At 64.5% G+C, this 14,372-nt stretch carries 14 protein-coding genes; 7 read left to right on the top strand and 7 right to left on the bottom strand.

Annotation, left to right across the window (positions count from 1 at the left end):
* Window positions 1-130: 130 nt before the first annotated feature.
* Entirely contained in the window at window positions 131-1,984 is a 1,854-nt protein-coding gene (locus CHB96_RS04375) for a propionyl-CoA synthetase (RefSeq protein WP_089243428.1), read from the top strand.
* A 110-nt stretch (window positions 1,985-2,094) separates the two neighbouring features.
* Window positions 2,095-2,997, top strand: coding sequence for a DMT family transporter (locus CHB96_RS04370; protein ID WP_089243426.1), 903 nt, complete (start codon window positions 2,095-2,097; stop codon window positions 2,995-2,997).
* 30 nt (window positions 2,998-3,027) lie between these two features.
* Here CHB96_RS04370 and CHB96_RS04365 read toward each other — a convergent pair whose 3' ends face one another.
* Complete coding sequence (locus tag CHB96_RS04365; RefSeq protein ID WP_089243424.1) at window positions 3,028-4,350, bottom strand: cryptochrome/photolyase family protein; 1,323 nt, start codon at window positions 4,348-4,350, stop codon at window positions 3,028-3,030.
* A 107-nt stretch (window positions 4,351-4,457) separates the two neighbouring features.
* Here CHB96_RS04365 and CHB96_RS04360 point away from each other — a divergent pair, with 107 nt between their 5' ends.
* Genes CHB96_RS04360 through CHB96_RS04350 form a run of 3 tightly spaced genes read left to right on the top strand, consistent with a single transcriptional unit; the run spans window position 4,458 to window position 6,716 of the window.
* Window positions 4,458-4,664, top strand: a complete 207-nt coding sequence (locus tag CHB96_RS04360) for a hypothetical protein (RefSeq protein WP_089243422.1) — start codon at window positions 4,458-4,460, stop codon at window positions 4,662-4,664.
* A 13-nt stretch (window positions 4,665-4,677) separates the two neighbouring features.
* On the top strand, window positions 4,678-5,406 hold the full coding sequence (locus CHB96_RS04355) for a response regulator transcription factor (protein WP_089243420.1): 729 nt from the start codon (window positions 4,678-4,680) through the stop codon (window positions 5,404-5,406).
* The gene (locus CHB96_RS04350) at window positions 5,403-6,716 is read left to right on the top strand and encodes a sensor histidine kinase (RefSeq protein ID WP_089243418.1); all 1,314 of its coding nucleotides are present in this window, start codon (window positions 5,403-5,405) and stop codon (window positions 6,714-6,716) included. The genes CHB96_RS04355 and CHB96_RS04350 overlap by 4 nt, the downstream gene beginning before the upstream one ends.
* A gap of 16 nt (window positions 6,717-6,732) precedes the next feature.
* Here the strand turns inward: CHB96_RS04350 and dctA are convergent, their stop codons facing one another.
* Window positions 6,733-8,091: a C4-dicarboxylate transporter DctA gene (gene dctA / locus CHB96_RS04345; RefSeq protein ID WP_089243416.1), complete on the bottom strand. Its 1,359-nt coding sequence runs from the start codon at window positions 8,089-8,091 to the stop codon at window positions 6,733-6,735.
* 87 nt (window positions 8,092-8,178) lie between these two features.
* Between dctA and CHB96_RS04340 the strand changes: the two genes are divergently transcribed.
* Window positions 8,179-9,105 carry a TAXI family TRAP transporter solute-binding subunit gene (locus tag CHB96_RS04340; RefSeq protein WP_089243414.1) on the top strand — a complete coding sequence of 309 codons (927 nt, stop codon included), beginning with the start codon at window positions 8,179-8,181 and terminating at the stop codon, window positions 9,103-9,105.
* Between the two features lie 2 nt (window positions 9,106-9,107).
* On the opposite strand, the gene CHB96_RS04335 is transcribed toward CHB96_RS04340, so the two are convergent.
* The 4 genes from CHB96_RS04335 to CHB96_RS04320 are packed head-to-tail and all read right to left on the bottom strand — an operon-like array spanning window position 9,108 to window position 12,288.
* Entirely contained in the window at window positions 9,108-10,475 is a 1,368-nt protein-coding gene (locus CHB96_RS04335) for a HAMP domain-containing sensor histidine kinase (RefSeq protein ID WP_089243412.1), read from the bottom strand.
* Window positions 10,476-11,183, bottom strand: coding sequence for a response regulator transcription factor (locus tag CHB96_RS04330; protein WP_245865224.1), 708 nt, complete (start codon window positions 11,181-11,183; stop codon window positions 10,476-10,478).
* Between the two features lie 46 nt (window positions 11,184-11,229).
* The gene (locus tag CHB96_RS04325; protein WP_089243410.1) at window positions 11,230-11,589 is read right to left on the bottom strand and encodes an FKBP-type peptidyl-prolyl cis-trans isomerase; all 360 of its coding nucleotides are present in this window, start codon (window positions 11,587-11,589) and stop codon (window positions 11,230-11,232) included.
* Window positions 11,590-11,613: 24 nt separating this feature from the next.
* Entirely contained in the window at window positions 11,614-12,288 is a 675-nt protein-coding gene (locus CHB96_RS04320; protein ID WP_089243408.1) for a DUF2848 domain-containing protein, read from the bottom strand.
* Between the two features lie 130 nt (window positions 12,289-12,418).
* Here CHB96_RS04320 and CHB96_RS04315 point away from each other — a divergent pair, with 130 nt between their 5' ends.
* Entirely contained in the window at window positions 12,419-13,753 is a 1,335-nt protein-coding gene (locus CHB96_RS04315; RefSeq protein ID WP_089243406.1) for an MFS transporter, read from the top strand.
* Here the strand turns inward: CHB96_RS04315 and CHB96_RS04310 are convergent.
* On the bottom strand, window positions 13,725-14,366 hold the full coding sequence (locus CHB96_RS04310; RefSeq protein ID WP_089243404.1) for a GntR family transcriptional regulator: 642 nt from the start codon (window positions 14,364-14,366) through the stop codon (window positions 13,725-13,727). The two genes, CHB96_RS04315 and CHB96_RS04310, sit on opposite strands and share 29 nt — an antisense overlap.
* Between the last annotated feature and the right edge of the window lie 6 nt (window positions 14,367-14,372).

Genomic DNA, 14,372 nt, shown 5'->3' with positions numbered 1-14,372 from the left:
GACTGGCTGCACAGTATCGACGCACATCGACGGGATCCCGCCAGTTCGGGCCGATAATGTGCAACGACTGCCCCGGGGATAACCCCGATCCGTACCCACATGCAACGTCCGCAGACATAGGGTGGCCGATATGAGCGGCGAGTACAGGACGGCCTTCGACAGCAGCATCTCCGATCGCGAAGGGTTCTGGCTCGAAGCAGCCGAACACGTCACGTGGGACACGCCACCGACCACGGCGTACGACGGCACAGGCTGGTTCCCGGATGGCCGGCTGAACACGTGTTTCAATGCGCTCGACCGCCACGTCGAGGCGGGATACGGCGACGGCATCGCGCTGATCTACGACTCGGCGATGCTCGGCACGACGCGGTCGTACACCTATGCCGAGCTGCTCGAACAGGTCGCGACGTTCGCCGGGGTGCTCACGAAACAGGGCGTCACGCGCGGCGATCGGGTCGTGTTGTACCTCCCGATGATCCCCGAGGCCGTCGTCGCAATGCTGGCGTGCGCGCGGATCGGCGCCGTGCACTCGGTCGTGTTCGGTGGCTTCGCCGCCAAGGAACTCGCGGCCCGGATCGACGACGCCGAACCGAAGCTGATCGTCACCGCGTCGGGCGGTCTCGAACCAGGGCGGACCATCGAGTACCTACCGATCATCGAGAAGGCACTGTCTCTGTCATCGCCCACACCAGTCATCGTCAAGAAACGCCCCGAGATACCCGCGGAGCATTCGTGGCTGGACTGGGACACCGAGATCGCCGACGCCTCTGCCGCCGAACCGGTTTCGGTGCAGGCCACCGACCCGCTGTACATCCTGTACACGTCGGGAACCACCGGCAAACCCAAGGGCGTCGTACGCGACAACGGTGGTCATGCCGTCGCACTGACGTGGTCGATGCGCCACATATACGACGTCGGGGCAGGCCAGGTCATGTGGACGGCGTCGGACGTGGGATGGGTCGTCGGACATTCGTACATCGTCTACGGTCCGCTGCTCGCCGGTGCGACCACGGTTCTGTACGAGGGCAAACCCGTCGGGACTCCCGACGCTGGCGCGTTCTGGCGCGTCATCGCCGACCATGGCGTCCGCGCGCTGTTCACGGCGCCGACGGCACTGCGCGCGATTCGCAAAGTGGATCCGCACGCGGCAGAGCTCGAGAAGTACGACGTCTCGTCGCTCGAAACGCTGTTCGTCGCCGGTGAGAGGCTGGACCCCGACACGTACGAGTGGATCAGTGCCACGTTGGATCGCGCCGTCGTCGACCATTGGTGGCAGACCGAGACCGGCTGGGCCATCTGCGCGAATCTTCGTGGTGTGGAACGTCTTCCGATCAAAGCCGGATCGGCGACGGTTCCCGTGCCGGGCTTCCAGGTCGAGATCCTCGACGCGACGGGCACGCCGGTCGAGGCAGGCACCGAAGGCAACGTCGTCGTGAAGCTGCCGTTGCCACCGGGCACGCTGGTCGGGCTCTGGAACGACGAATCGCGTTTCCAGCGTTCGTATCTCGATACCTTTCCCGGCTACTACCTCACCGGGGACTCCGGATACATCGACGCCGACGGCTACGTGTTCGTCCTCGGCCGCAGCGACGACGTCATCAACGTTGCGGGACATCGCCTTTCGACGGGATCGATGGAGGCCGTCGTCGCGAGCCACCCGGCGGTTGCGGAATGCGCGGTCATCGGCATCCACGACGACCTGAAAGGCCAGCGCCCGAGCGGATACGTCGTGCTGAAGTCGGGAGAAACGATAGAGGAAGACCAGTTGCGGACCGAACTCGTCGCGATGGTCCGCGATCAGATCGGTGCGCTCGCGACGTTCCGTGACGTCACGGTCGTCGGCGCGCTGCCGAAAACGCGCTCGGGCAAGATCCTCCGCAAGACGATGCGGCAGATCGTCGCGGGTGAGGAGTACGGGGTGCCGTCGACCATCGAGGATCCGGCGGTGCTGGACGCTTTGGCAGAGCGGCTACGCCGGTCGTGAGTGAAAATGTATAGCGGGCTATACATTTTCGCTCACATAGGCGGGAACTCGCGCAACCTTGTCCGAAACCCGCGCGAGAATAGTGCCCACCGCACCCTAGTCTCAGAGGCATGACCCAGCTCGATACCCGCCCGAAAACCGACCTTCTCGCCCTCGGCGCCGTGACGGTCACCGTGCTGTCGTGGGCGTCGGCGTTCGTGGCGATTCGCGGCGTCGGGACGTCCTTCGGCGCAGGGCCTCTCGCGCTCGGCCGACTGCTGATCGGCACGGCGGCCCTCGGACTCGTCCTGCTCGCCCGCAGAACCTGGGTCAAACCGAACCGCACGCAATGGCTGCAGATACTCAGCGTCGGAGTGTTCTGGTTCGCGATCTACAACGTTGCACTGAACGCCGCAGAACAGCGCGTCGACGCGGGGACCACGTCGATGTTCATCCAGATCGGCCCTATCCTCGTGGCCTTGTTCGCCGGACTGATGCTCGGTGAAGGCTTTCCGAAATGGCTCGTCATCGGCGCCGCGATCGCGTTCTCCGGAGCCGTCATGGTCGGCGTCGTCACCGCAGTCACGACGACGGACACCACCAGAACCGACGCCGACGCGTTGGGCATCGCACTGTGTCTCGTGTCGGCGGTGACGTACGCGATCGGTGTCCTCAGCCAGAAACCGGTACTCCGTAGCGTTCCCGGCCTTCAGGTCACATGGATGGCCTGCGCGATCGGGGCACTGTGCACCCTGCCGTTCGCACCCGCGCTGGTCGACGACCTGAGCCACGCATCGGCGGGCGCCACCGGTGGGCTGATCTACCTCGGCCTCGTCCCGACGGCGCTGGCGTTCAGTACCTGGGCCTACGCCCTGTCACGCATGAACGCAGGCCGGCTTGGCATCACCACGTACGCCGTCCCGCCGCTGACGATCCTGATGGCGTGGGCACTGCTCGGTGAGGTCCCGCACTACCTCGCAGTCCTCGGTGGCGTCGTCTGCCTCGTCGGCGTCGGACTTTCGAGACGGAAATGATGGGTCATTCCGCAGGCTCCACTCCCGGCGTTAGAGGGACTTGAACCTCGCGATCGCCACTTCCCTCTCGTGCTTGTGATCGACGATCGGCTCCGGATACTCCTTGGGCCGACCGTCTTTCAGCATGTGCACGGCCTTACCTTCGACGCCGCGCAGCTCGGGTACCCAGCGCCGCACGTATTCGCCTGTGGGATCGAACTTCTCGCCCTGCGTGATCGGATTGAACACCCGAAAGTACGGCGACGCATCGGTTCCCGTCCCAGCCGTCCACTGCCACCCGTGCTGATTGCTGGCCAGGTCCCCGTCGACGAGTTGGTTCATGAAGTACCGTGCACCCCGCCACCACGGAAGGTGTAGATCCTTGACCAGAAACGACGCGACGATCATCCGGACCCGATTGTGCATCCACTTCTCGGATTCGAGTTGGCGCATACCGGCGTCGACGATCGGAAAGCCGGTGCGTCCTTCCCGCCACGCCTCGAACAGGATGTCGGCCTGCTTGCCGGTGTCGAGGTCGATGCCGTCGAACTTCTTGTCGTAGTTCTCGCGAGCACTGTCGGGTCGTTGAAAGAGTATGTCCGCGTAGAAGTCTCGCCACGCGATTTGCCGCCGGTACGCGGCACTGCCCTCGCTGCGCAACGTCGACAGATCCTTCAGCATCGTGCGCGGATGGATGTTGCCGTACTTGAGATACACCGACATTCGGCTCGTCGAGTCGAGGTCGGGGCGATTACGCTCGTCGTCGTACGCCGCGATGCGATCGAGGAATTCACTCCACGCGTCCAGCGCCGCCTTCTCGCCCGCAGGCGCGTCCGACGCATCCTTCTCCGTCGGAATCTTCACGCGCCTCGGCACACCCGTCACGTCCGACGGATCCACCCATGTCACCGACGTCTTCGCCGGCCCGCGCCAGCCATGGTCCATCCACTGCCGAAAGTACGGAGTGAACACCCGATACGGTTCACCGTCGTTCTTCGTCACCCGACCCGGCGCGATGGCATACGGCGATCCCGTCGCGTGCAACGACACATGCTGCCCGACGCGTTCGTCGCGCGCATGTCCGTACGGCCCGTAATCGGCGCTGATGTGAACCTCGTCGGCATCGACCGCCTTCGCGACCTTCGGAACCACCTTCTCCGGGTCACCCTTGACGACGAGCAACCGCCCGTCCATCTGCTCGTCCAGCGCGGCGAGGCTGCGAAACAGGAAATCCCGACGCGGCCCACCGGACGGCTTCAGTAGTGCGTCGTCGAGAACGAAGAGCCCGAGCACCGGATCGCCCGACTCCGATGCGGCCCCGAGAGCGGGGAGATCGGCCAGTCGGAGGTCGCGTCGAAACCACATCACAGGCATGGCATCAGTCTTACCCGAGGGTTTCTCAGAGAAACGCCACACTTGCCACACAGTGACCGCAGAATCCGCTCCTACCTTGAGAAACACGAGCACGAAAGGAGCAGATCATGAAGAGCACACAGAGGTTCCCCGGAGCCCAGTCACTGGTGAACAGCACCTGCAGCTTCGAGACGTACTACCAGGCCCTGTACACGCAGGCACCCGCCGTCGCATGGTCGTTGGACACGGACATCTCGCGCAGGAGCGCGCTCGAGGAGTTCTTCGCGAAAACGCCCGAGGAACGACAGAAGACCGTCGACAGCTGGGCTGCCTAGGCACAATGGGGCTGTGCCCGATACTGCGCCGAACAGCCCCGCAACTGTCCTCGTCGTCGACGACGACGAGGACGTCCTGTCCTCGCTGCAGCGCGGACTGAGATTGTCCGGCTTCACTGTGATCACAGCGCCCGACGGCGCAGCAGCACTCGGCGTCGTCTCCGGCCAGTCCCCCGACGTCGTCGTTCTCGACATCAACATGCCCGTCCTCGACGGAGTGAGCGTCGTCAAAGCACTGCGCGCGATGGGCAACGACATCCCCATCTGTGTGTTGAGCGCCCGGTCGTCGGTCGACGACCGGATCTCCGGCCTCGAATCAGGGGCCGACGACTATCTGACCAAACCGTTCGTCCTCGCCGAACTCGTCGCGCGCGTCAACGCGATGCTTCGACGACGCGCCGCCGCGCCGGTGCCCGAGCCGTCGGGCGCCGGTCCGTCGTCGGAGATCGTGGTCGGCGCGCTGTCGGTGGACATCCCCGGCTACCGCGCCCACAGCATGGGCCGCGAACTCGACCTCACCAAGAGAGAATTCGAACTTCTCGCCGTACTAGCGAGGAACAAGGGCGTCGTCCTGACGCGTGAGCGGTTGCTCGAGTTGGTGTGGGGCTACGACTTCGTCGCCGATACCAACGTCGTCGACGTCTTCGTCGGCTACCTGCGCCGAAAGATGGAATCCGGCGGCGCGAGCAGAGTCCTGCACACCGTGCGAGGCGTCGGGTTCGTTCTGCGGGACGCATCATGAGGTTGTCGCTGCGTCTGCGCGTCGCCGCCGCCACCGCGCTCGGGGCGACGATCGTCGTCGCGTCTCTTGCCGTCGTCACCTCGGTGGCCATCTCACGCAACAACGTCAATCAGCTCGACGAGCGTCTGACCACGGCATCCCAGGCCCTCGTCCCGAACACCGCGGTCCTCGAAACGTTTCTGAATCAGCTGTCGTCGGCGTTCGCCGTCACGATCCGGACCGGCGACACCATTCGCGCGTCGACGCCGATCCAGCTGCCCGATCTCCCGGAGGGATCACAAACCGTCGACGTCGACGGGCAGAGGTTCCGTGTCTACACCACGACGACGACATCTCTCATCGATCTGTCCATCGCGATCGGGGTTCCTGCCATCGAGGCGCAGCAGGTCACCGACGAGCAACAGCGACTGGTCCTCTTCATCGGGCTCGGCGCGATAGCCGTGTCGACCGGACTCGGTTGGCTGTTCGGTGGTCGAGCGGTCAAACCGTTGGTCACTCTGACACGGCAGGTCGGCGCGCAGCCACCGATCCCGCCGGGCACGAGGACCGGGGTGAAGGAAGCCGACGAACTCGCCGTCGCGATCGGCGGAATGTTGCAGCGCGTCAACGACGCTCAGGAACGCACGAACGACGCGCTGGCAACCGCGCGTGATTTCGCGGCAGTGTCGGCGCACGAGTTGCGCACGCCACTGACCGCGATGCGCACCGACATCGAGGTGTTGCGGACACTCGACCTGGAACATGCTCAGCAGCAGGAGATTCTGCGTGATCTCGAACGAACCCAAGGCCGCGTCGAAGCAACGCTCGGCGCGTTGGAACGACTGGCCTCGGGCGAGCTGCAGAGCGACAGTGACCGCGTCGACACCGACGTCGTGGAAATCTCCGACGTTGCCGCGCAGGACGCGATGCGGCAGAACCCCGATCTGACCGTGCGCATCGAGTCCGAGCCCTCGGTGACGATGCCTGCCCTGCCTGCGGGTCTGCGACTGGCGCTCGACAACGCGATCATCAACGCCGTCCGGCACGGGCGCGCCGACCAGGTGGTCATCTCGATCTCGCGGTCCGACGCGCAGGTGCGCATCACCGTCGACGACAACGGATCCGGAATCCCTTCGCCGGAACGCACCTCCGTGTTCGAGCGGTTCTACCGCGGATCGGCCGCCGCCAAGGGCGGGTCGGGACTCGGGCTCGCTCTCGTCGAGCAACAGGCGGAATTACACGGTGGCACAGCCTATTTCACCGACAGTCCACTCGGAGGGGCTCGATTGGTGCTCGAGTTGGGTGCGGCTGCGCCGCCCGTGCGTGCATAGTTGGTCCAGAGGGGAACTACGCACGCACAGGTGCCGCAGGCGCATCACTGTCGAGAAGATCGTCGACGTCGACCGACTTCGGATTGTCCAGCACGTAGGCCAGCCGTTCCCGGTCGAGCTCGCCTGTCCACCTGGCGATCACGAGGGTTCCGAGACCGTTGCCGGACAGGTTCGTCAGCGCACGCCCCTCGGACATGAAGCGGTCGATGCCGACGATGAGCGCGATGCCTGCGACCGGAATCACTGAATCGAACGCCGTCAACGACGCCGCGAGCGTCACCAGACCAGCACCGGACACACCGGCCGCGCCGTTCGACGAGATCAGCATGAACACCAGCAGACCGATCTGAGTCCAGATGGGCACGTCGATGCCGAAGGCCTGCGCGATGAAGATGGCACCCATCGACATGTAGATCGCGGTGCCGTCGAGGTTGAACGAGTATCCCGTCGGAATGGTCATGCCGACAACGTGTTTCGGCGTACCAGCCGCCTCCATCTTGGCCATCATGCGCGGCAGGACGGTTTCCGACGACGACGTGCCGAGCACGATCAACAGCTCGTCCTTGATGTAGCGCAGGTACTTGAAGATGCTGAAGCCCGCGAGGCGGCAGATCGGTCCGAGTACGAGCGTCAGGAACAGAATGCACGTCAGCCAGAACGAACCCATGAACGTGGCGAGCGAGCCGAGGATCGCGCTGCCGTGCTCGCCGATCGTGAATGCGATACCGCCCATGGCACCGAGCGGCGCGACCCACATGACCAGCTTGATGACGCCGAACATGATCTTCGCGAACGTGTCCAGCGCGCTGACGACCGGCGCCGCCCGCTTGCCGAGCATCGTCACCGCGACGGCGACGAGGATCGCGAGGAGAAGCACCTGCAGCAACATGCCGTCGACGAATGCACTGGCGAACGAATCGGGCACGAGATTCAGAATGAACCCGGTGAGACCGGTACCGCTCGCTTCGCCCGCCGATTCGATCGTCCCCGCGGCCGCGGACGAGTCGAACGAGGCGACGTCGTAGTTCAGTCCGCGTCCAGGCCCGATGATGTTGACGACGACAAGACCGATCGCGAGAGCGAAGACCGTCGTGACGTTGAAGTACATGACGGTCTTGAACGCGAGTCCACCCGCCTTGGCGAGGTTGCCCATGCCCGCGATGCCGACGACGATCGTCGCGAAGATCGTCGGTGCGATCACCACCTTGACCAGCTTGATGAACAGATCCGCCATCCACTTCATCTCCGACGCGACGCCCGGTGCCGTCAGGCCGATGACGATTCCGATGCTGATACCGACGAGCACCCAGAAGTAGAGCTGGTGGTAGAACCGCTTTCTCTTGACGGGTTCGCCCGTCTCGGTGGTGTGCGACATGGATCCAACATCTCGCAGTGGCGCCCGTCACATCAAAATTCATGCGTAGATTTGAGGTGAATCTGACATTCAGGACATCGGAGGACCGTGAACAGACGCTCGCTGCTGCTCGGGGCGTTGGGTGTCGCGGCCGGTGGCGTCGCGTGCTCGCGACCCGCGATTCCCGACGTCGGCTCCCTCCGGTTGGCTACCGGACCGGCAGGCGCGACGTACCGCGAAACCGGCACCGCGCTGGCGGACCGGTGGAACGCGGTGCTCGGACGAGAGGTCGTGAGCATCGTCGAGACCGACGCGGCCGTCGACAACGCTCGTATGCTCGACGACCGCGCCGTCGAACTCGGATTCGTCAATTCCGACGTCGCCGCGCCGTACCGAGACAGATTCGTCGCCCTGTTCCGCGTCTTCGATTCGGTGCTGCACCTGGCGGTGAAGATCGGCGGACCCGTCAGGACACTGCAGGATCTTCCAGGACGACGAGTGGCCATGGGGCTCACCAACTCCGGCACCCGATTCACGGCGCAACGCCTACTGGGCGCGGTGGGCATCGACGTCGCTCCCCTGTCGTACGGTCAGAACGAGGCAGCCGACGCTCTGCTGCGCGACGAGGTCGACGCGGTGTTCTCGCTGACCGCCATGCCGACGCCCGCGATCGACGGGCTGGTCGCGGCGTCCTCGAGCAGCGGACGCGGTATCGAATTCGTCGACCTGACAACCGAAACCGACCAGGTACAGACCGCCTTCCCCGGCGAATACCTCCCCGTCGTGATCTCGGGAACCGTCTACCCGGGTGTGCCGTCCAGCCGAACGTTCGCGGTACCGACACTCGTGTTGGTACGCAACGACTTTCCGTTCGACCTCGCGAAGTTTCTGACCCACCACACGTTCGACAGCGCCGAAGCTCTGTCTGCGAATCGTCCGGAAGCAGACCAGATCAACCCGCGCACCGGGGCGGCGACGACACCCATGACACTGCATCCGGGATCGGCCGCGTGGTTCCGCGAACACAAGCCGTGATCTCACACCTGCGGTAGTCGAACCGTAGCCACCAACCCCGTGGGCGATGCCTGCCGCAGCTCCACCGTGCCTCCGGCGTCGGCGACGACATCGGTGACGATCGCCAATCCCAGCCCTGTCCCGTCGACGTTCTGATGCCGCGGCGCTCGCCAGAATCTTCCTGTTGCGGAGTCGATCTCGTCGGATGTGAGGCCGACACCGTCATCGACGACCTCGATGACGCACCAGCTGTCCTCGAGCGACGACCGTACGGCGACTGTGGTGCCGCCGGACAGTCTCGCCGCATTGGACACCAACTCGTCGAGTACTGCGACGAGCCCGCCGGGAGGCTGACGAATCACGCTGTCGGGCAAGTGTGGCCCGTCGACGACCAATGCCATACCCACATCGCGAGTCATGATCTCCCAGTGCGGAATTGCCACCTCGTACACACGACCGACGGTCCACGCATGCTCGTCGGGAATCGGTTCTCGCGAGGCGGCACCGAGCATGGACTCGAACGTGCGCCCCAGCTCGACGGTTTCGGCGATCGCATCGTCGTGTGCTTCTCGCGCATCACCGTCGCGCAGCCACGGTCCGAGGTTCTCGACGGACAACCGTAAGCTGGCCAACGGATTTCGCAGCTGATGCGCCGCGTCGGAGACGAACGCGCGTTGCCGCTCCATGGAACGCTCGACGGTGCCGACCATCGTGTTGAACGACGCCGACAGTTCACGAAGTTCGGGCGGGCCTCGATCGACGTCTGCTCGGGCACCGAGATCGCCGGCCCGCACTTGCACTGCTCGACGCTCCAGTTCGCGAACCGGCCGCATGATCCAGCGCGTCAGCGGCCAGAGCCCGGCGATCAGCCCTGCCACGGGAACAAGCAGAACGAGGAGCCCGATGGTCCACTGCGACAGGCTGTTCGCGCGCAGCTTCGCCGTCGATGCTTCGATCACCACCACCGCGGTGACCTGAGAATCCCGGCCCACGGGTTCGACGACGCGCAACGGTCCTGCCGTCCGCGGGAACACCGTCGGAGCCTCCGATACGCGGCCACCGGCGAACGCTCGTCGTACCTGGCCCACGAAGACGGCATCCTCGGGCAACGCGAGCCCCGGATCGTGAAGGACCAATCCATCGAGCCCGATCACCCACACCGACGAGCCGTACAGCGCTGCATATTCGGACAGCTCGGCATCGAGTCGCGTGTAGTCGCTCGCTTCGACGGCCGCATCGACCAGAGTGGCGAACCGCGTGGCGTCACCGGTTCGGTCGATGAACACTCTCTGCGTCGACCGCTCGCTGACGAGTACCGCGTACGGAATGCCCACTCCCAGAACGAGAAGCACGATGACCGGAATCAATCCGATCATGATGCGGCGTCGCACTCAGGCTTCCACGGACAGGGACTCGAGGCGATACCCGACGCCCCGGACCGTGGTGATCGACGCGGCCGCACCGAGTTTCGTTCGCAGTGACGCCATGTGCGTGTCGAGTGAACGTGTAGCACCTTCCCACGTCGACTGCCAGACCGAGGTGAGAATACGATCCCGTTCGACGACCGATCCTGCTCTCTGCGCCAATAGCACCAGAACGTCGAATTCCTTGCGCGTCAACGTGATCGGTTCGCCGCCGGACGTCACCTCGCGGCATTCGCGATCGATCGCCAGAGGCCCGTGCGTGATGACGCCCTTGGGCTCGGGAAGGGTGGGGCCGATGCGTCGTAGCACGGCGTCGACACGTGCCGTCAGTTCGGCGATTCCGAAAGGTTTGACGAGATAGTCGTCGGCACCGGCGCGCAGTCCGCGCACTCGATCCGACACCGCGCCTCGCGCGGTCACTGCAATGACACCCGTCGACGGATGGTCGCGGAGCATTCTGATGACGTCGACACCATCCCCGTCGTCGAGACCGAGGTCGACGAGCGCGACGTCGTACTGTCGTTGTGCGACGGCGACCCGCGTCGAGGCGACGCCTGTCACTCGTTCGACATCGAAGCCCTCGGCGCGCATCGAGCGACTGAGGGCTCGGGCCATCCGATCGTCGTTCTCGACGATCAGTGCCCACATCTGCAGCTCCGCCACCGGTGTGCGCATAGTCGGTCGCTGGACCTACTATGCGCACACGGGCGCCGAAGGCGCATTACTTGACGTCGAGCAGATCGATCACGAAGACGAGGGTCTTGCCGGAGAGCCGGTGACCCGCGCCTGCGGGGCCGTATGCCAGCTCGGGAGGAATGGTCAGCTGACGCCGTCCGCCGACCTTCATGCCGGGAATGCCGTCCTGCCATCCCTGGATGAGGCCCTGCAGCGGGAACTGGATCGACTCACCGCGGTTCCACGACGAGTCGAACTCCTCACCGCTGTCGAACTCGACGCCGACGTAGTGGACCTCGACATTGCCGCCGGGAACAGCTTCTGCGCCGTCGCCCTCGACCAGGTCGACTACGACGAGATCGGTGGGCGGTGGGCCTGCTTGAAACTCGATAATTGGCTTCGTCACGGGTCCCACACTACGTCGCGACTGTCAGCCGATCGGCTCAGCCATGCGAATTACATCGTATGCGCAGGTCAGCACGTTGCCCGTCGCCGCGTCGGCCATCTCGACCTTCCACGCCTCGGCGAACTGGTCGACGCCCGGGTGCATCGAGATGGTGCCCGAGATCAGGATGGTGCCGCGCTTGAACAGACCGCGCTCGCGGAGGACGTCGAGCCAGTACTTCGGCGCGAGCAGATCGGCGAGTGAACCGGTCTGGATCGGGGTATCGCCGACCCATGCCTTCAGGGTGATGTCATCGATGCGATCGGCGACGTCGGACAGTCGCCACGCTGCGGATCCGAGCACGTCGGGAGACGCGTTCTTGCTCCATGCAACGCTGTGTACCTCGAGGTCGCGGTCGGTGTGGTCGCACGCGACCGTCAGCAGGACATCGTCGTCGGTGTCGCCGAGGATGACCAGTGCCCACTCGGCCTCACCGGACGTGCGACCGTGCTGGACGTGCACGGTGTCGGTCTGCTGTGCCAGGTAGGGCGAGATCGGGTACATCGCGGGCGTGACGGTCGGCGCGGGAACGCCCAGCTCGGCCAGCTCGGCGATGTGGTGCGCGACCTCTTCCTGGTTGCGACCCGCGTATCCCGCATTGAGGAGATTCAGCGGTTCGACGGATTCGGTCGTCCCGTCGGGCAGCGTGAAAGTGAGCATGAGTGAGGACCTCTCCCGTTACTTTTTTGTTTCCGATACGCCGAAAAGCTTGCGCATACGTCTTGTATACAGCAAGTATGGAGAGCGATCAACGGATCCACGTGATTCCAAGCACATCGAAGGAGTTGCCATGACTGCGCAGACAGTCGACAAGAAAGGCCTGGCGAAGGCATTCGCCGCGAGCCTGACCGGGACGGCATTGGAGTGGTACGACTTCGCCGTCTACTCGGCTGCCGCCGCACTGGTCTTCCCTCTCATCTTCTTCCCGGACAGCGATCCCCTGACCGGAACCCTGCTGGCGTTCTCGACTTACGCGGTCGGGTACATCGCTCGTCCTGTCGGCGGTTTCGTCTTCGGACGACTCGGCGACGTGATCGGGCGTAAACAGCTGCTCGTCATCACCTTGTTGCTGATCGGTGTCACCACCTTCGCGATCGGCCTCATCCCCGGTTACGACACGATCGGCATCGTCGCGCCGATTCTGTTGGTGACGATGCGCTTCGCGCAGGGTGTCGCCGTCGGCGGTGAGTGGGGCGGCGCCGTCCTACTCTCGAGCGAATACGGCAATCCGCGTCAGCGCGGATTCTGGTCCTCGGCCGCTCAGATCGGACCGCCTGCAGGCAACCTGCTCGCGAACGGTGCACTCGCAGGACTGACGCTCGCGTTGACCGAAGAGCAGTTCGAGTCCTGGGGTTGGCGTGTTGCGTTCCTCTTCTCGGCCGTTCTCGTCGGCTTCGGACTCTGGATTCGACTGAAGCTCGAAGACACCCCGGTCTTCAAGGCTCTCCAGGAAAGCGGCGACCGATCCGAGGCACCGATCAGCGAAGTCTTCTCGACGCAGCGTCGCCCACTGATCGCCGCGATCCTCTCCCGCATCGCGCCCGACGTCATCTACGCACTGTTCACGGTCTTCTCGATCACGTACGGCACGCAGAAGCTGGGCTTCGAACGCAGTGAAGTCCTCATCGCGATTCTGGTCGGCTCTGCGTTCCAGCTCGGATTGATTCCGCTGGCCGGTGCGATCTCGGACCGCATCAACCGTCGTCTCGTCTACGCTGTCGCCGCAGTCGGCGGCGTCGCGTGGAGCGCGATCTTCTTCCTCATCATCGGCGGAGGCTCGCTGCCGCTGCTGATTCTGGGCGTCGTCGTCGGACTTGCGTTCCACTCGTTCATGTACGGACCGCAGGCAGCCTTCGTCACCGAGCAGTTCACGGTCCGGTTGCGCTCGACGGGCAGCTCGCTCGCCTACACCCTTGCCGGCGTCGTCGGTGGTGCGATGGCACCGCTGATCTTCGTGTTCCTTCTCGACAAGACCGACAGCTGGGTGCTCATCGTCGGCTACGTCACGATCGTCGGAATCCTGACGCTCATCGGACTTGCATTGGGACGCAACCCCGATCGCGCCGAAGAAGAAGAGTACGAGGTGATCTCGAACGCTACGCCCGCAGCAGGATCTGCAGCGTGACCTCGAGATGATCGTCGATAGCCCGATGCACGTCGCGTTCGTCGCCGCTCTCCAGAGCGGCGACGATCGCCTCGTGTTCGGTGCAGACGTTCTGCTGCCGGTCGGCGGCGGAGAACAGTGCAGTCAGACCGACCCGCAGCTGTCGAGCGCGGAGCCCCGCGTACGTTCTCGACAACAGATCACTTCCTGCCGCGTCGATCAGAATCTGATGGAACTTGCCGTCCAGGTCGATGAAATCCTTTGCAGCATCGGCAGTTCGGATGTCGGCGAGGACCTCCTGCTCGGCGAGCACCGAACGCATCGCCGACGCGGGCGCCTTGCCTGCGTTCAGCGACGTCGTCGCCGCATGACGCTCCAGCACCCCGCGCAGGTCCATCAACTCGTCGATCTGACGGCCCGACATGGCGGGGACGTGAGCACCACGTTTCGGTACCATCTCGACCAGACCCTCCGCCTGCAACATCAGCAGCGCTTCGCGAACAGGGGTGCGAGACACGCCGATTCGCGTCGCGAGATCCTGTTCGTTGAGGAAGGTGCCGGTCGCGGCGGGCGAAGTGAGCACCTGATCGCGCACGAAGACGTAAGCCTTGTCCCTACCCGACAGCGATTGCATACGATA

Origin of the sequence: Rhodococcoides kyotonense (assembly GCF_900188125.1) — a bacterium.
In the GTDB taxonomy this organism is placed as follows: domain Bacteria; phylum Actinomycetota; class Actinomycetes; order Mycobacteriales; family Mycobacteriaceae; genus Rhodococcoides; species Rhodococcoides kyotonense.
This window is presented reverse-complemented; position numbering and strand designations above follow the sequence as displayed.

Excerpts from the sequence above, each read along its gene's own strand:
- CHB96_RS04365 (WP_089243424.1), bottom strand. The coding sequence starts at position 4,350 with ATGCCTGTGATGTGGTTTCGACGCGACCTCCGACTGGCCGATCTCCCC.
- CHB96_RS04330 (WP_245865224.1), bottom strand. The coding sequence starts at position 11,183 with ATGCGCACACCGGTGGCGGAGCTGCAGATGTGGGCACTGATCGTCGAG.
- dctA (WP_089243416.1), bottom strand. The coding sequence starts at position 8,091 with ATGTCGCACACCACCGAGACGGGCGAACCCGTCAAGAGAAAGCGGTTC.
- CHB96_RS04375 (WP_089243428.1), top strand. The coding sequence starts at position 131 with ATGAGCGGCGAGTACAGGACGGCCTTCGACAGCAGCATCTCCGATCGC.
- CHB96_RS04350 (WP_089243418.1), top strand. The coding sequence starts at position 5,403 with ATGAGGTTGTCGCTGCGTCTGCGCGTCGCCGCCGCCACCGCGCTCGGG.
- CHB96_RS04310 (WP_089243404.1), bottom strand. The coding sequence starts at position 14,366 with ATGCAATCGCTGTCGGGTAGGGACAAGGCTTACGTCTTCGTGCGCGAT.
- CHB96_RS04315 (WP_089243406.1), top strand. The coding sequence starts at position 12,419 with ATGACTGCGCAGACAGTCGACAAGAAAGGCCTGGCGAAGGCATTCGCC.
- CHB96_RS04320 (WP_089243408.1), bottom strand. The coding sequence starts at position 12,288 with ATGCTCACTTTCACGCTGCCCGACGGGACGACCGAATCCGTCGAACCG.
- CHB96_RS04370 (WP_089243426.1), top strand. The coding sequence starts at position 2,095 with ATGACCCAGCTCGATACCCGCCCGAAAACCGACCTTCTCGCCCTCGGC.
- CHB96_RS04360 (WP_089243422.1), top strand. The coding sequence starts at position 4,458 with ATGAAGAGCACACAGAGGTTCCCCGGAGCCCAGTCACTGGTGAACAGC.